Consider the following 19,814-nt stretch of genomic DNA (forward strand, 5'->3'; position numbering starts at 1 on the left):
ACTCGCTCTCGTGGTGGCAGGATCGGCGGCGCCGGGTGGCGGGGGACGGCACGGATCCTCAGGATCGCGGATCGGGGTGCCCCGGTGCAGTGCTCTCACGGAATCTCCCCGTGACAGGATGGGGTGTCCGCAGCCGGGCGTGCAGATGTGCCCGGCGAGTGTGTTCGACGTAGTGGAAGGGGCCGGCCCGGCAGTGAACGACCACCAGAATCTGCTCGCGGAGCAGCGTCGTGCGCTGATCCTGGACGAGGTCAGGCGGCGGGGCGGGGTCCGGGTCAATGAACTCACCCGCAGGCTCAACGTCTCGGACATGACGGTCCGCCGCGATCTGGACGCGCTCGCGCGCCAGGGCGTGATCGAGAAGGTGCACGGCGGGGCGGTGCCCGTCGCGGAGGCCACGGCGCACGAACCGGGCTTCGAGGCGAAGTCGACCCTCGAACTCAGCGCCAAGCAGGACATCGCGCGCGAGGCGGCCAGGATGGCGGTGCCCGGCAGCGCCATCGCGCTGGCCGGCGGCACCACGGCGTACGCGCTGGCGCAGCGGCTGGTGGACGTGCCCGAGCTGACGGTGGTGACCAATTCGGTGCAGGTCGCCGACGTCTTCCACGCGGCCCAGCGCTCGGCCGCCGCGGCGGGGCCGCGCCCGGGGGCGGCCACCGTGGTCCTCACGGGCGGGGTGCGCACGCTGTCCGACACCCTGGTGGGGCCGGTCGCGGACGCCGCGATCAGCTCGCTCCACTTCGACGTCCTGTTCATCGGGGTGCACGGCATCTCGGTGGAGGCCGGGCTCTCCACGCCCAACCTGGCGGAGGCGGAGACCAATCGGCGGTTCGTGCAGTCGGCCCGGCGGGTCGTGGTCGTGGCGGACCACACCAAGTGGGGCACGGTGGGCCTGAGTTCGTTCGCCTCCCTCGACCAGGTGGACTCCCTGGTGACGGACGCGGGCCTGACCGAGGGCTGCCGCGCGGAGATGACCGAGCACCTGCGGGACGTCGTGGTGGCGGGCGAGAACGGGGACGGCGGCGACGGCGCCGCAGACATCTGACGGCCGGCCCGTTATGGTGTGCGGGCTTCCCGCGCCCCCGGATGCGGGGCTCCGCACACCCGGCCACCCGGAGGTTCGCGTCATGGCTCGCCGACTCAGGTCAGTGGAACTCGACTTCGCCGAGTCGGCGCCGGTCCGCCTGGTGTTCGCGACCCGCCTCTCGGCCGCGCCCGGGGACGTCTACCGGGCGCTCGCCGAAGACGTCGCCGACACTCCCGCCTGGTTCTCGTCGGTCACCGCCGCCCGGCCCCTGGACGGCGGCGCCGGACGCGAAGTCAGGCTGCGCGGCGGGGTGTTCTTCCGCGAGACGATCATGGCGAGGGATCCGGGACGGCGCTATGCGTACCGGATCGACGAGACCAACTCCCCCGGCGTCACGGCCATGGTGGAGGACTGGCGGCTCACTCCGGACGGCTCGGGCACGGCCGTGCGCTGGACGATGGCGAGCGCGGGGCCCGCCCTGTTCCGCCTGTCGATGCGGGCGGCGCGGCCGGGAGTGGGCCGGTCCTTCCGGGGCGCGATGCGCAATCTGGACCGCCATCTGACCGGAGCGTCCAAGCCCTGACCGCGGTCGACTCCCGTACTTCCAGCGCCTCATGACGGAGCGTCAGGCGATCACCTTCCGCGCATTCAGCGCCCCATGACGGAGTGCCGGACGCTGCCCAGCGTCGCCGGCGTGAGCCCTTCGTCGGAGCGCGCGGCGACGAACCCGTCCGGGCGGACGAGGAGCGCGCCACCCCGCGCGGACAGCCCCACCAGGCCGGGCCAGGCACCCTCGGCGTCAAGGAGTACCCCCTTGCCGAAGGCCGGGGTCCCCGCGACGCGGAGCGCATCCTCACGCTCGCTCAACTCCGCCTCGCCGCGAACTATGTGATGCACCGTCACATCAGAACCCCCGGCCGCCTCGTCCCACGCCGAGCGCTCCCGCTCGTCTCCGCAGACGAGCAGTGCGAAGCCCGGGCCGGACAGGTCGAGCGTGGACACCCGGGTTCCGTCGCGGTCGAGCCACAGGTGCGGTACGCGGGTGCCGCTCTGGCCACGGAGCACGTCGACCGTGTCGCCACCCGGCGCCCCGCGCACGGCGGCGGAGGCGTACCGGTAGCGGGTCATGATCTCGCCGGTGCCGAGCTGGCGGTCGAGCGCATCGGCGTTGTCCGCGGTGCGGATGGCGTACCGGGCGAGGAAGTCGGTGCGCAGCCAGGCCTGTTCGGCGACGAGCAGGCCGCGCGGGCGGCGCTCGGCCTCGTAGGTGTCCAGGAGCGCGTCCGGCGCCGTGCCGTCGAGGACGGCGGCCAGCTTCCACGCCAGGTTGTGCACGTCGGCGATGCCGGTGTTGGCGCCGAAGCCGCCCCAGGGAGCGTGCCGGTGGGCGGCGTCCCCGGCGAGCAGGACCCGGCCGTCGCGGTACGCGTCGGCGACCGCGGTGCCGGTGTCCCACACCCCGCGGGCGATCAGGTCGATGCGGAGCGCGGGGTCGGCGGCGCCGACGGCGGTGCGCAGCAGGGCCAGGCAGCGCTCGTCGGGGTAGTCCGCCGGGCTTTCGCGGGCCGGGTCGTAGGCGAGGTGGAAGGACCACTCGTCGGTGTTGTTCTTGGCCAGGAAGAGGCCGGACACCTCAGGTCCGGCGATCTCGCACTGGCTGAAGGTGCGGTCGCGCACCAGCTCGGTGAGGTCGGCGCGGAAGTAGAGGTTGAGGTAGTGGTGGGTGGCGGGGCGGGTGGTGCTGGTGATGCCGAGTGCCGTCCGCACGGGGCTGCCCGCGCCGTCGGTGGCGAGCAGGTAGTCGGCGTGCACGGTGCTGGTGGCGCCGGTGGCGCGGTCGGTGAGGGTGGCCGTGACGCCGTCGCCGTCCTGACGGAAGGAGGTGAGTTCGGTGCCGAAGCGGATGTCGCCGCCGCGCTGCTCGGCCAGGTCGCGCAGGACGGGTTCGAGCAGGACCTGCGGGCAGAAGCAGAACGCGCAGGGGCTCTCGTCCACACCGACCATGGCGCCGCTCGCGAAGACGTGGCTCAGGTCGAGCGCCTCGGAGTCCGCGATGCTCCGGCCCCTGCGGGCGCCCCCGAACCGGCCCATCTTCAGGGCGGAGGCGCTCGCGGCCTGGACGGCGTCCTCGACTCCCAGCTGCCGGAAGATCTCGACGGCGCGGGTGTGCATGCCGCGCGAGCGGGGCAGCACCGTGGGCTCGGTGTCGCGTTCCACGAGGACGTGGTCGACCCCGTGGTGCTGCAGGCACAGGGCGGCGGTCAGACCCACCAGTCCCCCGCCGACGATCAGTACAGATGGCATGACAGCTCCCCGTGCTTTCCCGCGCCGTTCGGTGGATCTTTCCTACCGTAGACAGCGGATCCACCGCCGGGGGCAAACTGCGGGTCAACGCTGGATTGGCTCAACCTCGCCGGTGCGGGCGGCAGTTGAGCGGTCGGCGCCGCTTTCGGACCGCTCCGTGGCCAGAGCGGCACCCGCCCGCCGGGCCGTACCGAAAGTCCGTCGTGTCCCGGTCGCCGCCCCGGCTCAGCCGTCGTCCCGCACGGGGACCACGGCCACCGGGCACTCGGCGTGGTGCAGCACCGCGTGGGCCACCGAGCCCATGAGCAGCGAGCCCGGCTTGAGCCGCCGGCGGTGGCGGCCCACCACGATGAGCGCGGCCGAGGCCGAGGCGTCCACGAGATGGCCCGCGGCGTCCGCGGGCGCGAGCACGGTGTCGACCTCGACCGCGGGGAAGCGGTCCCTGAAGGGGCGGATCCGGTCGGCCTGTTCGCGCCGCACGTCCCGCTCGGTGGGCTCGTACTGATCCGCGTCGAGGCGGCCGGGCGGGAACTCGCCCGCGACCATGAGGGCGGCCGGGGGCGTGGCCGGGTAGGCGGAGAGCACCTGGAGCGGGACGCCCCGGGCGTCGGCCTCCTCGAAGGCGAAGCCGATCACCTCGTCGACGGTGTCGCCGAGGTTGAGCCCGAGCACGACCCGGCCGGTGGTCCGCTCGTCGTCGCCGGTACGGGCCAGGCGCGGGACCACCACCACGGCGCAGGGCGCCCGGGTGGCCACGGCCAGGCTGTTGGAGCCGAGGAGCAGGCTGGCGAATCCGCCGCGCCCGCGCGAGCCCATCACCAGCATCGCGGCCGTCGCACCGAGGGTGTGCAGCGCGTCGGCCACCTCGCCCTCCAGGGAGTCGAAGCGCACCGCGGGCAGCTGGTCGCGCCCTGAGAGCGCGGCGCGGATGCGGTCCGTCACCGGGTCGTTGAGCGCGGGGCCCGGTCCGAGCGTGGAGCGGCGGGCCGTCCAGAGCTGGGTGTGGTCGGGCAGGACGTGCGCGATCACCAGCTCGGCGGCCCGTCTGCGAGCGGCCGGAATGGCCCACTCCAGGGCCCGCAGACTGTGGTCGGATCCGTCTACGGCGACGACTACCGGGCGCGTGTCCATGACGTCACCCTGGCACGCGCGCGGGACCGCCGCACGGGCAGAACGTCCTGTTCCGTCCCGGTCAGCGGACGGCCCAGGCGCCGGTCGCCAGGAAGGTGTCGAGCGTCTTGGCGTACGGCTCGATGTCCAGGCCCTGCTCGGTGAGCCAGGAGTCGGAGTAGTACTTGTCGAGGTAGCGGTCGCCGGGGTCGCAGAGCAGGGTGACGACGCTGCCGGTGCGGCCTTCGGCGACCATCTCGGCGACGATCCGCAGCGCGCTCCACAGGCCGGTGCCGGTGGAGCCGCCCGCCTTGCGGCCGATGGCCTTCTCCAGGGCGCGCACCGCCGCGACGCTCGCCGCGTCCGGCACCTTCATCATCCGGTCGATGGCGCCGGGCACGAAGCTGGGCTCCATGCGGGGCCGGCCGATGCCCTCGATGCGCGAGCCGCAGTCGCTGGAGGCCAGCAGGTCGTTGTTGGTCCAGCCGTCGAAGAAACAGGAGTTCTCCGGGTCGGGGACGCAGATCATGGTGTCGTGCTGCATGTAGTGCACATAGCGCGCGATGGTCGCCGAGGTGCCGCCCGTGCCGGCCGTGGCGACGATCCAGGCGGGCTCGGGGTAGCGCTCCAACTTCAGCTGCTGGTAGATCGATTCGGCGATGTTGTTGTTGCCGCGCCAGTCGGTGGCCCGCTCCGCGTAGGTGAACTGGTCCATGTAGTGGCCGCCGGTGTCGGCGGCCAGCGCCGCGGCCTCCTCGTACATCTTCATCGAATCGTCGACGAAGTGGCACTGGCCGCCGTGGAACTCGATCAGACGGCACTTCTCGGCACTGGTGGTGCGCGGCATGACGGCGATGAACGGGACGCCGATCAGCTTGGCGAAATATGCCTCGGACACGGCGGTCGAGCCGCTGGACGCCTCGATGACGGGCTTGCCGGGCCGGATCCAGCCATTGCACAGGCCGTACAGGAACAGTGAGCGGGCGAGGCGGTGCTTGAGGCTGCCGGTGGGGTGCGTCGACTCGTCCTTGAGGTAGAGGTCGATGCCCCAGGCCTCCGGGAGGGGAAAGCGCAGGAGGTGGGTGTCGGCGGAGCGGTTGGCATCGGCCTGGACCTTGCGCACGGCCTCCTTCAGCCAGGCGCGGTACTCCGGATCGCTGCGGTCCACATCGATGGTTTCCATGCCACTCCTCGTCGGTTTCGCGAGCCGTCCCTGTACTCGACAATACCGCTCTCACCTGCACAAACGTTCCCTTTGGGTATCCATAGGAGTGGCTTGTGGGGCGGCTGGTGAGCGACGGACCGCCCTGGCCCGGACCCGATCCCCGCCGCGCCCTGGTGCGTAGGCTCGACGTTGTGCAGACTGCCCACCAGGAACGATGTGAAGGGGGCCGGACGGTCATGGCGGAACCCGAGTTCAGCGCGCAGGGCGTACGGATCGAGCGGTGGACCCGTTCCCTGACCAGGGCCGGCCAGGTGCTGATCAAGGACGGCCGGCTCGCCCTGCTCACCAGCAACGGGCGGGAGATCGACAGCGCACCGGTCGACACGGTCAGCGCGGCGCGGCCCCGGCTGCCCTGGCTCGCCAAGGAGGACCGTGCGGTGGCGCGCCTCAACGGCACCCGCTACCGGCTGACGATGGGCGAGGAGCCGGACCGCCCGCGCGGCTCGGAGCTGACCCGGCGATTCCTGCAGGCCATCGGGCAGACGACGCACGGCGCGCACGGCTGAGGGGCGCGGGGCCTGGGTGGCGCGAGTTGCGGAGTGTCAGCCCTTGGGCCACGCTGATGTCACATCACTGAGGGTTTACCGGCGGTGACGCTCCGAGCAGATCCGGGGCGGAACGCCGGACCAGACAGCTACTTCCGGACCTCATTCGGGGAGTCGCAACCGTGATCAGCCAGCCAAGCAGGCAGTGCACGGTGGAGCTCCAAGCCCTGCCGTCGCGGATCGGTCAGGTCCGCAGAATCGTTTCAGCGCAGTTGCGCTACTGGCATGTGGACCCATTGATAGACCAGGCGGCGCTGGGCGTCACCGAGTTGCTCACCAACGTCCACCGCCATGCCGAGCCGGACAAGATGTGCACGGTCGAGATCGAGCTGCTGCTCGACCGGCTCACCATCTCCGTCCACGACCACGACCCGACCCTGCCCGCCGTGCGGGACGCCGAGGCCCTGGCCACCAACGGCCGAGGCCTGGCCCTGATCGCCGCGGTCAGCGACAGCTGGGGCGTGCGTCCGCTGGGCGAGTCGGGCAAGACCGTGTGGTTCACGCTGGCCGCGCCGTCCCCCGCCGCGGCCCCGAAACCGCATCTCGCCTACGCGGCGACGGCGGCAGGCACCCCGTTCCGGGAGGCGCGCACCCAGCGCCCGGCCCGCGAACGGGCAACCGCCGCCGCCCGGTCACCCGTCGCGGGCTGACCGGCGCGGCCGGCCGGGCCCGTGGCGCCGAACCGGCGCGGGGGGGGGGGGGGGGGGGGGGGGGGCGGCCCGGGCCCCCCCCCGGGGGGGGCCCCCCCCCCGCCCCGCCCCCCGCCGGCGGGGGGGGCGCCCCCCCCCCCCCCCCCCCCACACCCCCCCCCCCCCCCCCCCCACCCACCCCCCCCCCCCCCCCCCCCCCGCGCCGCCCCCCCCCCCCCCCCCCCCCCCCCCCCCCCCCCCCCCCGCGACCGGGCGGGACTCACACCGGGCCGCCCTTGCCCGGCGGGGCCGTGACCACCCGCCCGAAGTGCTCCTCCAGCACGGAGATCCGCCGCCAGTACTCCTCCTCGTCGATCTCGCCGGAGGCGAACCGGCGGCCGAGCACGGCGATCGGCGAGCGGTCGTCCACGGGCGGCCGCCACGGCCCCCGGCGCCCCCTGAGACCGGCGCGGCGCAGCACGGTCACGACGGTGAGGACGACGGCCGCCCAGACCAGCGGGACGAAGAAGATCCAGGGTCCGGGCCCGGCCGCATGAGCGAGCGTGTTCATCTCGATCGACTCCTTCGGTCGTGATCGGTTCGTACGTCGAGCCTGCGCCGCCGGGAGGTGCCATGTCGTCGTACGGGCAGCGGCCGCCGGCCTACCCCGCGGGGAGTACCGCGGGCCGGACGCCCTGCTCCGGCACCTCGTCCCGGGCCCGCCCTCCCCGCCCCGCAACCTGGCTCTGGATTCTGTACCTACTGGTATGTACAGTGTGCCCATGAGCACTTCGGAACGGCTGATCGAGGCGACCCGGGAACTGCTGTGGGAACGCGGTTACGGGGGCACCAGCCCCAAGGCGATCCAGCAGCAGGCCGGCGCGGGCCAGGGCAGCATGTACCACCACTTCGCGGGCAAGCCGGATCTGGCCCTCGCCGCGATCCGGCGCACGGCCGAGGAGATGCGGGCCGCGGCCGAGGCCACCTTCTCGGGCGACGGCACGGCGTACGAGCGGATCTCGGCGTATCTGCTGCGCGAGCGCGACGTGCTGCGCGGCTGCCCCGTCGGGCGGCTCACGATGGACCCCGAGATCATCGCCAGTGCCGAGCTGCGCGCCCCTGTGGACGAGACGCTCGAGTGGCTGCGCGAGCGGCTCGCCGCGATCGTCCAAGAGGGCCTGGACCGGGGCGAGTTCGCGGTGCCCGTGGTGCCGCGCGAGATCGCCTCGACCGTGGTGGCCACCGTTCAGGGCGGCTACGTCCTGGCCCGCGCCTCCGGTTCCCCCGAGGCGTTCGACGCGGGGGTGCGCGGCCTGCTCTCCCTGCTGGCGCCGGCCCCCGCCACCGGATGACGGGCCCCCGTCACTCCCGTCAACTCCCCACCAAGGAACGGTCATACGTGCACATCACCCGGCAACGCCCCGACACCCAGGCCGGTCCGGCCGAGCACTTCACCGGCACCGTATGGCTCGACGAGATCGCGGCGCCCCGACTCCCTTCCCGGCTGCGGATGTTCAGCGTGCACTTCGCGCCCGGCTCGCACACCGCCTGGCACCGCCACCCGCACGGCCAGGTGCTCCATGTGACCGAGGGCGAGGGGCTGGTGCAGCGGCGGGGCGGCGCGGTGGAGACGATCAGGGCCGGCGACACCGTCTGGATCGAGCCCGACGAGTGGCACTGGCACGGAGCCGGGCCGCGCACCTTCATGACGCACCTGGCGGCCGTCGAGGCCGCCGCCGACGGCACGACCGTCGAATGGGGCCGCCACGTCGCGGCCGACACCTGCCGGCCCGCGGCCGTCCCGGCTTCCTGAGGAGACGTCATGCACGCGATGCAGTACGAGATCGTCCTGCCCGCCGACTACGACATGGAGATCATCCGCAAGCGCGTCGCGACCCGGGGCCACCTTCTGGACGACTTCCCCGGGCTCGGCCTCAAGGCCTATCTGATGCGCGAGCGGGGTGCCTCCTCACCGGTCAACTCCTATGCGCCGTTCTACCTCTGGAACACCGCCGAGGGCATGAACTCCTTCCTCTGGGGACCCGGTTTCCAGGGCGTCGTGAACGACTTCGGGCGCCCCCGGGTGCGGCACTGGACGGGCCTCTCCTACACCGAGGGGCCGGCCTCGCAGGCCACGCCGGCCGCCGCGACCGTGCGGCGCACGCCGGTGCCCGACGGCGTCGAGCCGGCCCGGTTCGTGGCGGAGCAGGTGGCCGAGGAGCCGGCGGCCGGCGCGGTGGCGAGCGCCGTGGGCATCGATCCGAGCCGCTGGGAGGTGGTGCGCCTGACCCTCTGGGAGCAGTCGGATCCGCCGCCCGGGGGCGACCGGTTCCAGGTGCTGCACCTGTCGCAGCCGGGCCGTGCGTCACTGCGTCCGGGGCGGCACTGGTGAGCGCGGCGCACACGGTGCTCGGGGCGGTGCCGGCCACCCGCCTCGGCGTGGTCGACGCACACGACCACCTCTTCATCCGCAGCCCCCGGCTGCCGGGCCAGGAGTTGGACGACGCCGAGGCCGCGGCGGCCCGGCTCGCCGCGTTCGCCTCGCTCGGCGGGGGCACGGTGGTCCAGTGGACGCCGTACGGCATGGGGCGCCGGATCGCCCGACTACCGGCGCTGTCACGGGAGTCGGGGGTGCACGTCATCGCGGCGACCGGGCTCCACCAGCACGTGCACTACTCCGACGCGCTGCTCGCCTCCGTACGCGACCGGCTCGACGAGCTCTTCGTCGGCGAGCTGACCGAAGGCATCGGCGACACGGGGGTGCGGGCCGGGCTGATCAAGGTGGCGGGCGGTTTCCACGGGCTGGACGAGCACGCCGTGCACACGATGCGGGCCGCCGCGACGGCGCACCACGCCACGGGCGCGCCGATCGCCGTGCACCTGGAGCTGGGGACGGGCGTGCTCGACGTACTCGACCTGGTCTGCGGCGAGTTGGGGGTGGCGCCGGGCTCGCTGATCCTCGGCCACCTCAACCGCACCCCCGACTTCACGGTGCACCGCCTGGCCGCGGAGGCGGGGACGTGGCTCGCCTTCGACGGGCCCTCACGGGCCAACCACGCCACCGACTGGCGGATGCCGGACGCGCTGCGGGCGCTCGTGGACGCGGGCTTCGCCGGCCGTCTGCTGCTCGGCGGGGACACGGTGACGCCGGACACCCCCGGGATGCCGTATCTGCTGCGCCGGGTGCGCCCCCGGCTCGAACTCGACCTGGGCCAGGAGGTGTTGGAGCAGATCCTGGTCGCCAATCCGGCGCGGGCCTACGCCTGGTGACCGAGGGCGCCCAGCGGGTCGTCGAGCACCGGCTGCCAGGCCAGCTCGGCGGCGCCGACCAGGCTGTTGTGGTCCAGTGAGCAGGCCAGGATCGGGACGCCGCCGCTGCGGCCCCACAGGCTCCGGTCGGCCACCACGGCGCGCAGCCGGTCGGGGTCGGCCTCCAGGAGCGCCTTGTGCAGCCCGCCGAGGATGATCCGGTCGGGGTTGAGGATGTTGACGAGCCCGGCGAGGCCGAGGCCGAGCCGGTCGACGAGCTCCTCGGCGGCGCGGCGCACCGAGGCGTCGGCGTACTCGTGGCGCAGCATCGCCCGCGCCTGTTCGAGCAGGGACACCTCGGGGCCCGGGGCGCGGCCCGCGGCCGTGAGGAAGGCCAGCGGGTCCGCCTCGACGTCGAGGCAGCCGCGGCTTCCGCAGTAGCAGGGGCGCCCGTCGGGGTTGACGGTGAGGTGGCCGACCTCAAGGGCCAGGCCCGAACTCCCGGTGTGCAGACGGCCGTCGAGGACGAGGGCGCCGCCGACACCCCGGTGCCCGGTGGCCACGCAGAGCAGGTGTTCCGCGCCGCGCCCGGCGCCGTGGCGGTGCTCGGCCAGGGCCGCGAGGTTGACGTCGTTGCCGGTGAAGGCGGGCCCGGCGATGCCGGCGGCCCGGACGCGTTCGGCGAAGATCTCCCGCACCGGGGACCCTGCGGGCCAGGCCAGGTGCAGCGGGTTGAGCGCGGTGCCCTCCGGCTCGGCGACGGCGGACGGCACCGCCAGCCCCGCCCCCACGCAGCGGCGCCCGCTGCCCGCCAGCAGGGCCGCGCCCGCCTCCACGACCTCACCCAGCACCTGGGCGGGGTCGGCGGAGACGATGACACAGCCCGGGTCGGTGGCCACGATCTCGCCCCCGAGCCCGACCAGCGCGGCCCGGAAGCCGTCCGCGTGCACCTGGGCCGCGAGCACGACGGGCCCGGCCTCGTTGACCGCGAGCCGGTGCGAGGGCCGGCCCTGGGAGCCGGCCGCGGCGGGCCGGGAGTCGACCTGGATCAGACCGAGCGCTTCGAGCTCGGCGGCGACCGCGCCGGCGGTGGCCCGGGTCACACCCAGCTCGGAGGTGAGCACGGCACGGGTCGGCGCACGGCCGGTGTGCACCAGTTCGAGTGCGGGGCCGAGCGCGCCGCGGCCTCTCTCCAGCCTGGTCCGGGTGGTCGTCGCCTTGCCGTTCATGGGGGCGAGTCTCCCATGATCCCGGGCCGGGGCCGTCCGTCCGGCCGCGAGGGGCCCAACAGGGCGGCGCGGCGCGGGCGTTCACCGGGCGCCGCCGCCCGCAGGCGGCGCGGTCCGCGGCACCGAGGGGCCGCGCCCGCACCCGCCGCCGCCACGACCGGGACCCCCCACCGACCGTGCGCCGTCCGCCGCGGGACGTCCCGCCGGTCATTCCTCGGCCTCCTCCAAGCCGGTTGATGCGTGGCGACGCTGCCCCTATCCTGAGTTTGTGCCGCTACTAAACAAAGTACGGACGGCCGCTCCGGGGGACTCTGGCGCAGACATCGCCGCACCCTCCCTGTCCCGCCTCCGCTCCGCCCTGACCGTGTTCTTCGCCCTCGACGGCTTCCTGTTCGCCGGCTGGGTGGTCCGCATCCCCGCGATCAAGCAGCAGACCGGAGCCTCCGCCGGCGAGCTGGGCCTCGCCCTGCTCGGTGTCTCGGCCGGGGCGGTGGTGACGATGACGCTGACCGGCCGGCTCTGCCGGCGCTTCGGCAGCCACCCGGTGACGGTGGCGTGCGGGGCCCTGATGGCCCTGGCCATCGCGCTGCCCGCGCTGACGCACTCGGTGCTCGCCCTCGGCCTGGTGCTGCTCGTGTTCGGCGCCGCGTACGGCGGGCTCAACGTGGCGATGAACAGCGCGGCCGTGGACCTGGTGGCCGCGCTGCGCAGGCCGGTGATGCCGAGCTTCCACGCGGCGTTCAGCCTCGGCGGCATGGTCGGGGCGGGCGCGGGCGCGCTCGTGGCCTCAGGCCTCTCCCCCACCGCGCACCTGCTCGCCCTCACCGTCCTCGGGCTCCTCATCACGGCCGCGGCCGGGCCCGTCCTGCTGCGCCACCCCGCGCCGGCCCGTCCGAGCGCGCCGCACGCCACCGGCCGCAGGCCCGGCACCCGGGCCCGGCGCCTGGTGCTGCTCTTCGGCCTGATCGCCCTGTGCACGGCGTACGGGGAGGGCGCGATGGCCGACTGGGGCGCGCTGCACCTGGAGCAGGACCTGTCCGCCGCGCCCGGGGTCGCGGCCGTGGGCTACTCGCTGTTCGCGCTGGCCATGACGGCGGGCCGGCTCTCGGGCACCGCGCTGCTCGAACGGTTCGGCCAGACCCGGACGCTCGTCATGGGCGGGCTCACCGCGTCGGCCGGGATGCTGCTCGGCGCGCTCGCCCCGGCGGCCTGGCTCGCGCTGGCCGGGTTCGCCGTGATGGGGCTCGGCCTCGCCAACATCTTCCCGGTCGCCGTCGCCCGGGCCGGCGCCGTCGCGGGCCCGGGCGGAGTGGCCGCCGCCTCGACCCTCGGCTACGGCGGCATGCTGCTCGGGCCGCCCGCGATCGGCCTGATCGCCGAGTGGTCCTCGCTGCCGCTCGCCCTCACCACGGTCGCGGTGCTGGCCGCCGGGGCCGCGCTGATCGGCTGGACCGCGCGCAACGCGACGGCCGCGCACGACTGATCTCCCGCGCCTCCTCCCGGTCAACTCCCCGGCCGCGGCCGGTGGACGGTGGTTGCCGGTCGGGTGCGGGTGCTGTGAGACTTCGCGCATGGGGACACGGAGCCGGGCCGAGCGGGACGCCATCACGATCGAGATCGGCTACGCCCTGGTCAGCGCTCTGCTCGCGGCCGCGGTGGTGTTCGGCGCGATCAGCGGATCGGGGTACGCGCTCGAACTGCCGCACCCCCTGCGGCGGGTGCTGATGCTGCTCGGCGGCGGCTGCGCGCTCGTCGTGTTCGTCTGGCGGACCATGCACGTGCTGTGGCGCTTCCCCCGGGCGGCCGGCCGTGGTCCGCGTCAGCCGAGCCAGCCGGGGCGCACGAGCCCCGACTCGTAGGCCAGGACCACCAGTTGGGCCCGGTCGCGCGCACCGAGCTTGACCATCGCGCGGCTCACATGGGTCTTGGCGGTCAGCGGGCTGACGACCAGCCGCCGGGCGATCTCGTCGTTGGACAGGCCGATGCCGACGAGTGCCATCACCTCCCGCTCCCGCTCGGTGAGTTGGGCCAGGGCGCCGGCCGCGGCCGGCTCCTTGGAACGGGCCGCGAACTCGGCGATCAGGCGCCGCGTCACGCCCGGCGAGAGCAGCGCGTCGCCGCCGGTCACCGCGCGGACCGCGCGCAGCAGTTCGTCCGGCTCGGTGTCCTTGACCAGGAACCCGGAGGCACCGGCGCGGATCGCCTCGAAGACGTACTCGTCGAGCTCGAAGGTGGTGAGCATGACCACCCGTACCTCGGCGAGGGCCGGATCGGAGGTGATCAGGCGCGTGGCGGCGAGGCCGTCGAGCCGGGGCATCCGGATGTCCATCAGGACGACGTGCGGCCGCAGTTCACGCACCAGGGCGAGCGCCTCGGCGCCGTCGGCCGCCTCCCCCACCACCTCGATGTCGGCCTGCGCGTCGAGCAGTGCCCGGAACCCCGCCCGTACGAGGAGCTGGTCGTCGGCGAGCAGTACGCGGATCACGGGGTCCTCCCGGGGTGGCCGGTCAGGGGAAGGCGGGCCGTCACGCGGAAGCCTGCGCGGCCGGCCGGGCCCGCGTCGACCGTGCCGCCCAGCGCGGCGGCCCGCTCGCGCATGCCGATCAGACCGTTGCCGCTGCCGCCCGCCTCGTTCGCCGACGCGGGCCCGTCGTCCTCGATCCGCAGCACGAGGGCGCCCGGCTCGTAGCCGACCGCCACCCGCGCGGTGCGCGCCGCGGAGTGGCGCACGACGTTGGTGAGGGCCTCCTGGACGATGCGGAAGGCGGCCAGATCCGCGCCGGGCGGCAGTGTGACGGGCCGGCCGGTGGAGGTGGTGCGCACGGTGAGCCCGGCGCCCGCGGCCTGCTCGACGAGTTCGGGCAGCCGGTCGAGGCCGGGCGCCGGTGAGCGCGGCGCCTCGCCCGGCGCACGCAGCGTCTCCAGGACCTGGCGCACCTCGCCGAGCGCCTCCTTGCTCGCGGACTTGATCGTGGTCAGCGCGGTACGGGCCTGCTCCGGGTCCGAGTCGAGCAGGGCGAGGCCCACACCGGCCTGGACGTTGATCACGGAGATGCTGTGGGCCAGCACGTCGTGCAGTTCGCGGGCGATCCGCAGCCGTTCCTCGTCGGCCCGGCGCTTGGCCGCGGCGGCCCGCCCGGCTCGCTCCCTGGCCCACTGCTCGCGGCGCACCCGTACGAGTTCGGCCACGGCGACGACGGCCACCGCCCAGGCGGCCACGGCCACTTCCTGGGTCCACGCGGGAGCCGCGTCGTGCGCCGGCGGCAGCCATCGGTAGAGCCAGTGCGCGACGGCGAGGTGCCCGAGCCAGAGCATGGCGACCGCGCCCCAGGCCTGGCGGCGGTGACCGGCGATGACCGCGGTGAAGCAGCCGACCGCGACCGGGAAGAACACCGGGCCGTACGGATACCCCGCCGCGAGGTAGACCAGGGCCGCCGCCGAGGCGCCGAACACGGCGACGACGGGGTGCCGCAGCCGGACCAGCAGGACCGCGCACGCGAGGACGAGCAGCACCGCGCCGACGGCGTCCAGCGGGACCCGGCCGGTCTGGGCGTGCCCGGCGAAGCGGGAACCGGCCAGCACGACCGCGGTCAGCGCGATCGTCGAGGGCCACGGCAGCCGGGCGACCCGCCCGTCCTCGCCGTCCGGTCCCCGCACCCAGCGCCGCAGCGGGGACGGCGGACCCGCCCGCCACCGGGGCGGCGCACCGCGTGCGGCCTCGCGGGACGGCTGCTGCTCTTCCATACCGCCACGCTAGACCGGCCCCCGGCGCCCCGGCGTCGGCCGGGCGGGGTGGTCGCGCCTACTACGCGGGGAGTACCAGGCCCACCGAGCGGGCCAGCTGCTCGGCGGCGTGGACGAAGAAGGGCTCGCGGTCCTCGACCACCCGGTGGAACTGGCCGAACGCCTCGAAGGAGATGAGCCCGAACAGCTGCGCCCAGGCGGTGACCAGCGCGACGGCCGCCGCGGGCGGCAGATCGGGGGCGAGGTCGGCGGCCATCCGCTCGGCCTCGGCGCGCAGCGGGGCGGCGGGGCGCGGCGGGGCGATGCCCTTGCCCCGGTGGGCGTCGCGGGCGATGGAGAGCAGGACGAGCCCGACCCGCGACGCGGGGCCGACGGTGGCCTCGGGGGCGCTGTAGCCGGGCACGGGCGAGCCGTAGATGAGGGCGTACTCGTGGGAGTGGCCGAGTGCCCAGGCGCGCACCGCGCGGCAGACGGCGACCCAGCGGACCGCGGGAGGCGCTCCGGCGTCCTGCTCGGCGAGGGCGCGTTCGGCGGCCTCGCCCACGGCGTCGTAGGCGTCGATGATGAGGGCGGTCAGGAGGTCGTCCCGGCTCGGGAAGTAGCGGTAGAGCGCGGAGGAGACCATGCCCAGTTCGCGGGCGACGGCGCGCAGCGACAGCTTGGCGGCCCCGTCGGCGGCCAGTTGCCGTCTGGCCTCGTCCTTGATGGCCGCGGTGACTTCGATGCGTGCCCGCGCGCGGGCTCCCTGGACGGTGCTCATGGCGTCAGTCTGACAGTTGCGTGAGCAGCGGCCAAGAACGCGTCCCCTGCACACGGAACGGAGCGCCGCACATTTTCGAGAGCACCGCTCTTGATGTGGAGCAGCCTCGCGGTGCACACTGCTCTTGAACGAGAGCACCGCTCTCGCACCCCCAGGGGAGACACACCATGTCCGCATCCGTACACGTCCAGAAGCCCGGCTGGTTCACGGTGAACGTGCTCAACCGGGCGGTCGCCTGGGTCACGCGACGCGGGATCAGCGTCTGGGGCTCGCGGGTCCTCGCGGTCCGCGGCCGCAAGAGCGGCGAGTGGCGCCGCACCCCGGTCAACCTGCTGACGTTCGCCGGCGAGCGGTACCTGGTGGCCCCGCGCGGCCATGTGCAGTGGACGCACAACATGCGGGCGGCCGGTGGCGGCGAGCTGCTCCTGGGCCGCAGGACGGAGGTCTTCACGGCGGTGGAGGTCGCCGACGACGACAAGCCCGCGCTGCTCCGTGCCTACCTCAAGCGCTGGAAGGCCGAGGTGGGCGTCTTCTTCAACGGCGTCGGCCCCGATTCCAGCGAGGCGGAACTGCGCCGCGTCGCCCCCGACCACCCCGTCTTCCGCATCACGACCACCTCCTGACCCGGCCGCGCCGCAGCACGCTCGGCGCCCGGGCGGGGCGGTCCGTGCCCGGGCAGGACGGTCGGCCTCCTGGCAGAACGGTCAGCGTCCCGGCAGAACGGTCAGTGCCCGAGCAGGGCGCGCAACTCCGGTTGCAGCAACGGCCCATGGGCCTGCACGAGGTCGTCGCACAGATCCCAGATCCGCTCCACGGGCAGGGCCGCCGCGGTCGCCGGATCGCTCATGGCGGCGTGCCGGATGTGGCGCGGTTCGCCCCGCACGGCGGCCCGCACCACCAGGTCGTTCACCGAGACGTACGCCCGGTTGACCGCCGCGCACTGCGGCGGCAGGGTGCCGATCCGGGTGGGCTGGACCCCCAACGCGTCGACCAGGCACGGGACTTCGACGACGGAGTCGGCGGGCAGGTTCTCGATCAGGCCGTGGTTGGGTACATTGCCGTACACCGTGCGCGGGGTGCCCGTGACGACGCTGTGGATGATCTGCGGGGCGTACTCCAGAGTGCCTTCGACGGGCAGCGGCCGCCCCTCGGCGAGGGCGTCGCGCGTACGGGCGTAGGAGGCCAGGTTCTCCTCGGTGATGCCGAGGTAGGCGCCGACGGGCAGGCGCAGCCGCTCGACCTCCGCGTCGTGGTGGAGGTACCACGGCACGTACTCCGCGGAGTGTTCACTGGTCTCGGTCGGGTAGTGGCCGAGCCTGCGGTACATGTCGACGCGCACCCGGCGCAGCAGTCCGGGATCCTTGGCGATGGCCTCGTCCAGGAGGGGGTGCAGGTCCTGCCCGGCGCGTTCGAAGCGCAGCACCCAGGACTGGTGGTTGACCCCGGCCGCGAGGTAGGAGACCTCTTCGAAGGGCGTGCCGATCAGGGCGCACAGGTCGTGCATCGTCCAGTACACCGAATGGCACAGTCCGACGGCGCGCAGCGCGGGCGCCACCCGGTGCAGGTACAGCAGGTTCATGGCCATCGGGTTGGTGTAGTTCAACAGCAGCGCATCGGGGCAGAGTTGGGCCATGTCGTCGGCGAGTGAGCGCAGCAGCGGGAAGGTCCGCAGCGCACGGAAGATGCCGCCGATGCCGAGGGTGTCCCCGATCGTCTGGCGCAGCCCGTAACGGGCCGGGACCTCGAAGTCGGTGCGGGTCGCCCGGCTCATGCCGACCTGGACGGTGTTGATGACGAAGTCGGCGCCCTCCAGAGCCGCGCGCCGCTCCAGGTGGGCGCTCAGCCGTGGCTCGGCCCCGCGCTCGGCCGCGATGTGGCGGGCCGCCGCCTCGCTGGTGGCGAGGCGCTCGGGGTCGATGTCGTGCAGGGCGACCTGGGCGCGGGCGAACTCGGGGAAGGCGAACAGGTCCGCGAGGAGTCCCTGGGTGAACTCCACGCTGCCCGCCCCGACGAAGGCGATCCTGGTGTCGGTCATGTGTGCCCTTTCCGATGCTGTCCGGCGGATCGGTTCCGGGCCTCAGCCCTTGAGGCCGCTCGACGTCAGGGACTGGATGAACGTCTTCTGCGCGCACAGGAAGGCGACGAGGACGGGCAGCACCGTCACCACGTTGCCGGCCATCACCGCGGACCACTTGGTGTGGTGCTGGCCCTGGAAGGTGGTGAGGCCCAGTTGCAGGGTGTAGTGCGCGTCGTGGTTGATGGCGATGAGTGGCCAGGACAGGTCGTTCCAGGTGGCGAGGAAGGTGAGGACCGCGACCGTGGCGAGGGCCGGCCGGGCCAGTGGCGCCACGATGGAGACGAGCACGCGCAGCCGTGAACAGCCGTCGATCCACGCAGCCTCCTCCAGCTCCCTCGGCAGCGTCAGGAAGAACTGCCGGAAGAGGAACACCGCGAACGGGGTGACCAGCGAGGGCACGATGAGTGCGCCGAGGGTGTCGATGAGCCCGAGCCACTTCATCACCAGGAACGTCGGGATCATGGTCAGCTGGAACGGCACCGCCATCGTCGCGAGCATCAGGCCGAGCAGCACCCTTGATCCGGCGAAGCGCATCCGCGCGAAGGCGTAGCCGCCGAGCGCCCCGAGGACGAGGTTGGAGGCGACGGCGACGCACGCCACGATGCACGAGTTCAGGAACCAGCGCGGGAACATGGCGTTGCCGAGCACATAGCGGTAGCCGCCGAGGTCGATGCCGTGCGGCCACAGCGCGGGCGGGAAGCGGTTGATCTCCGCGTCGCTCATGACGGAGCTGATGATCAGCCACACCAGGGGCAGCGCGAACCCGACCGCGAGCGGTGCCAGGAGCAGGTGCCAGGGGCTGAACGGCAGCTTGCGGCGCCGGACGGCCGTGCGGGCGGGCACGCTCGCACAGCCGGCCGCGCCGGGGGCCGCGGTGGTGGGCGCGGTCATCGGCTCACTCCTTGCGTCGCGGCAACTCCGGGCTTCCGTACGGTGGTTGACTCCGATCGGGCGCGGTGGCGCCGGTAGAGGCGCAGGGCGACGGCCGCCGCGATCAGGCCCACCGCGAGGACGTAGGCCGCCGCGGCGCCGTATCCGGCGGTGAAGTTCTGGAAGGCCTGCTCCCACACGAAGTAGACGATGACCGTGGTCGCGCCGAGGGGGCCGCCCTTGGTCGTGACGTACACGAGGTCGAAGACCTGGAGCGCGGTGATGAACTGCCACAGGACCAGGAAGACGGTGACGGGGGTCAGCGAGGGCAGCGTGACGTGGCGCAGCACCTGGGCCCGGTTCGCCCCGTCGAGGCGGGCCGATTCGAGGAGTTCGGCGGGGACGTCCTGGAGAGCGGCGAGGTAGACGATGACGCAGAAGCCGATGCCGCTCCACAGCGAGATGAGCAGCAGGACGTAGAGCGCCTGGCCCGGATCGGACAGGAAGCCCTGCGACGAGATGCCGAGGTGGTGCAGGAGCGCGTTGGCCACGCCGAACTCGGGGTCGAAGATGAACGAGAACAGCACGCCCTGGGCGGTCGCGGAGACGACGAACGGGATGAAGACCAGGGTGCGGTAGAGCCCGACCAGCCGGATCCGCCGGTTCAGCGCGAGGGCGAGGGCGAGGCCGCCGGCCAGGCTCAGGGGGACGTAGACGCCCGCGTAGATCAGGGTGTTCTCGACGGCGGTGCGGAACGCCGGATCCTTGGAGAGCGCGTGGTAGTTGTCGAGGCCGACCCAGCGGCCGGGCGTCACCAGGTCGTCCGCGCGGAAGGAGAGCAGCAGGGACCACAGCAGCGGTACGACGCCGAGTCCGAGGATGACGAGAACGGCCGGGCCGATGAAGGCCCAGGCGGTGCCGGTCTCGCCGCGCGCCCGGCGGCGCCGTGCGGCGCGCGCGGCGGGAGTGGGGGCCGGCGTGAGCGGGCGGGGGGTCCGCTGCCCGGTGTTTCTCATCTGGAGACCCTTCTGGTCACGGGGCCGGC

Annotated in this window: 22 protein-coding genes; 11 read left to right on the forward strand and 11 right to left on the reverse strand. The window is 73.7% G+C overall.

Going from position 1 to position 19,814, the window contains the following annotated elements; all coding sequences use genetic code 11:
• Window positions 1-193 precede the first annotated feature (193 nt).
• Together ACGF3I_RS03510 and ACGF3I_RS03515 are read left to right on the forward strand one after the other, a co-directional pair.
• The gene (locus ACGF3I_RS03510) at window positions 194-1,045 is read left to right on the forward strand and encodes a DeoR/GlpR family DNA-binding transcription regulator (protein ID WP_393128837.1); all 852 of its coding nucleotides are present in this window, start codon (window positions 194-196) and stop codon (window positions 1,043-1,045) included.
• Between the two features lie 82 nt (window positions 1,046-1,127).
• Window positions 1,128-1,610: an SRPBCC family protein gene (locus tag ACGF3I_RS03515; RefSeq protein ID WP_393128838.1), complete on the forward strand. Its 483-nt coding sequence runs from the start codon at window positions 1,128-1,130 to the stop codon at window positions 1,608-1,610.
• A gap of 65 nt (window positions 1,611-1,675) precedes the next feature.
• Here ACGF3I_RS03515 and ACGF3I_RS03520 read toward each other — a convergent pair whose 3' ends face one another.
• The 3 genes from ACGF3I_RS03520 to ACGF3I_RS03530 form a co-directional block, all read right to left on the reverse strand.
• On the reverse strand, window positions 1,676-3,331 hold the full coding sequence (locus tag ACGF3I_RS03520) for an FAD-dependent monooxygenase (RefSeq protein WP_393128839.1): 1,656 nt from the start codon (window positions 3,329-3,331) through the stop codon (window positions 1,676-1,678).
• A gap of 225 nt (window positions 3,332-3,556) precedes the next feature.
• Window positions 3,557-4,462: a universal stress protein gene (locus ACGF3I_RS03525; RefSeq protein WP_393128840.1), complete on the reverse strand. Its 906-nt coding sequence runs from the start codon at window positions 4,460-4,462 to the stop codon at window positions 3,557-3,559.
• A 61-nt stretch (window positions 4,463-4,523) separates the two neighbouring features.
• Window positions 4,524-5,624, reverse strand: a complete 1,101-nt coding sequence (locus tag ACGF3I_RS03530; RefSeq protein WP_393128841.1) for a PLP-dependent cysteine synthase family protein — start codon at window positions 5,622-5,624, stop codon at window positions 4,524-4,526.
• A 218-nt stretch (window positions 5,625-5,842) separates the two neighbouring features.
• Here ACGF3I_RS03530 and ACGF3I_RS03535 point away from each other — a divergent pair, with 218 nt between their 5' ends.
• Window positions 5,843-6,172, forward strand: coding sequence for a hypothetical protein (locus ACGF3I_RS03535; protein WP_393128842.1), 330 nt, complete (start codon window positions 5,843-5,845; stop codon window positions 6,170-6,172).
• A gap of 161 nt (window positions 6,173-6,333) precedes the next feature.
• Window positions 6,334-6,861, forward strand: a complete 528-nt coding sequence (locus ACGF3I_RS03540; RefSeq protein ID WP_393128843.1) for an ATP-binding protein — start codon at window positions 6,334-6,336, stop codon at window positions 6,859-6,861.
• A 259-nt stretch (window positions 6,862-7,120) separates the two neighbouring features.
• Here the strand turns inward: ACGF3I_RS03540 and ACGF3I_RS03545 are convergent, their stop codons facing one another.
• Window positions 7,121-7,411 carry an SHOCT domain-containing protein gene (locus ACGF3I_RS03545; RefSeq protein ID WP_393128844.1) on the reverse strand — a complete coding sequence of 97 codons (291 nt, stop codon included), beginning with the start codon at window positions 7,409-7,411 and terminating at the stop codon, window positions 7,121-7,123.
• 211 nt (window positions 7,412-7,622) lie between these two features.
• Here ACGF3I_RS03545 and ACGF3I_RS03550 point away from each other — a divergent pair, with 211 nt between their 5' ends.
• From ACGF3I_RS03550 to ACGF3I_RS03565, 4 genes are read left to right on the forward strand one after another with little or no spacing between them, the layout of a single operon-like run.
• A complete protein-coding gene (locus ACGF3I_RS03550; RefSeq protein ID WP_393128845.1) occupies window positions 7,623-8,192 on the forward strand; it encodes a TetR/AcrR family transcriptional regulator in 570 nt (189 codons plus the stop codon).
• Between the two features lie 47 nt (window positions 8,193-8,239).
• Window positions 8,240-8,653 (forward strand): cupin domain-containing protein, encoded by a 414-nt coding sequence (locus tag ACGF3I_RS03555; protein WP_393128847.1) that lies wholly within the window; start codon window positions 8,240-8,242, stop codon window positions 8,651-8,653.
• A gap of 9 nt (window positions 8,654-8,662) precedes the next feature.
• Window positions 8,663-9,232, forward strand: a complete 570-nt coding sequence (locus tag ACGF3I_RS03560; RefSeq protein ID WP_393128848.1) for a DUF4865 family protein — start codon at window positions 8,663-8,665, stop codon at window positions 9,230-9,232.
• On the forward strand, window positions 9,226-10,110 hold the full coding sequence (locus tag ACGF3I_RS03565) for a phosphotriesterase (protein ID WP_393129114.1): 885 nt from the start codon (window positions 9,226-9,228) through the stop codon (window positions 10,108-10,110). The genes ACGF3I_RS03560 and ACGF3I_RS03565 overlap by 7 nt, the downstream gene beginning before the upstream one ends.
• On the opposite strand, the gene ACGF3I_RS03570 is transcribed toward ACGF3I_RS03565, so the two are convergent.
• On the reverse strand, window positions 10,098-11,318 hold the full coding sequence (locus tag ACGF3I_RS03570; RefSeq protein WP_393128849.1) for an ROK family protein: 1,221 nt from the start codon (window positions 11,316-11,318) through the stop codon (window positions 10,098-10,100). The two genes, ACGF3I_RS03565 and ACGF3I_RS03570, sit on opposite strands and share 13 nt — an antisense overlap.
• Window positions 11,319-11,586: 268 nt before the next feature.
• Between ACGF3I_RS03570 and ACGF3I_RS03575 the strand changes: the two genes are divergently transcribed.
• Window positions 11,587-12,801, forward strand: coding sequence for an MFS transporter (locus tag ACGF3I_RS03575; RefSeq protein WP_393128850.1), 1,215 nt, complete (start codon window positions 11,587-11,589; stop codon window positions 12,799-12,801).
• 88 nt (window positions 12,802-12,889) lie between these two features.
• A complete protein-coding gene (locus ACGF3I_RS03580; protein WP_393128851.1) occupies window positions 12,890-13,177 on the forward strand; it encodes a DUF6332 family protein in 288 nt (95 codons plus the stop codon).
• On the opposite strand, the gene ACGF3I_RS03585 is transcribed toward ACGF3I_RS03580, so the two are convergent.
• The 3 genes from ACGF3I_RS03585 to ACGF3I_RS03595 form a co-directional block, all read right to left on the reverse strand.
• Complete coding sequence (locus ACGF3I_RS03585; protein WP_393128852.1) at window positions 13,138-13,803, reverse strand: response regulator; 666 nt, start codon at window positions 13,801-13,803, stop codon at window positions 13,138-13,140. The genes ACGF3I_RS03580 and ACGF3I_RS03585 overlap by 40 nt on opposite strands.
• Window positions 13,800-15,062, reverse strand: coding sequence for a sensor histidine kinase (locus ACGF3I_RS03590; protein ID WP_393128853.1), 1,263 nt, complete (start codon window positions 15,060-15,062; stop codon window positions 13,800-13,802). Before ACGF3I_RS03590 ends, ACGF3I_RS03585 begins: the two co-directional genes overlap by 4 nt.
• Before the next feature lie 61 nt (window positions 15,063-15,123).
• Window positions 15,124-15,822 (reverse strand): TetR/AcrR family transcriptional regulator, encoded by a 699-nt coding sequence (locus ACGF3I_RS03595; RefSeq protein WP_393128854.1) that lies wholly within the window; start codon window positions 15,820-15,822, stop codon window positions 15,124-15,126.
• 167 nt (window positions 15,823-15,989) lie between these two features.
• Between ACGF3I_RS03595 and ACGF3I_RS03600 the strand changes: the two genes are divergently transcribed.
• Window positions 15,990-16,445, forward strand: a complete 456-nt coding sequence (locus ACGF3I_RS03600; RefSeq protein WP_393128855.1) for a nitroreductase family deazaflavin-dependent oxidoreductase — start codon at window positions 15,990-15,992, stop codon at window positions 16,443-16,445.
• 101 nt (window positions 16,446-16,546) lie between these two features.
• Here the strand turns inward: ACGF3I_RS03600 and ACGF3I_RS03605 are convergent, their stop codons facing one another.
• Genes ACGF3I_RS03605 through ACGF3I_RS03615 form a run of 3 tightly spaced genes read right to left on the reverse strand, consistent with a single transcriptional unit; the run spans window position 16,547 to window position 19,785 of the window.
• A complete protein-coding gene (locus tag ACGF3I_RS03605; protein ID WP_393128856.1) occupies window positions 16,547-17,857 on the reverse strand; it encodes an alpha-glucosidase/alpha-galactosidase in 1,311 nt (436 codons plus the stop codon).
• A gap of 42 nt (window positions 17,858-17,899) precedes the next feature.
• Window positions 17,900-18,790, reverse strand: a complete 891-nt coding sequence (locus ACGF3I_RS03610) for a carbohydrate ABC transporter permease (RefSeq protein ID WP_393128857.1) — start codon at window positions 18,788-18,790, stop codon at window positions 17,900-17,902.
• Window positions 18,787-19,785: a carbohydrate ABC transporter permease gene (locus ACGF3I_RS03615; protein WP_393128858.1), complete on the reverse strand. Its 999-nt coding sequence runs from the start codon at window positions 19,783-19,785 to the stop codon at window positions 18,787-18,789. The genes ACGF3I_RS03610 and ACGF3I_RS03615 overlap by 4 nt, the downstream gene beginning before the upstream one ends.
• Window positions 19,786-19,814 lie beyond the last annotated feature (29 nt).

The organism is Streptomyces sp. NPDC048111 (assembly GCF_043202815.1).
Taxonomy (GTDB): domain Bacteria; phylum Actinomycetota; class Actinomycetes; order Streptomycetales; family Streptomycetaceae; genus Streptomyces.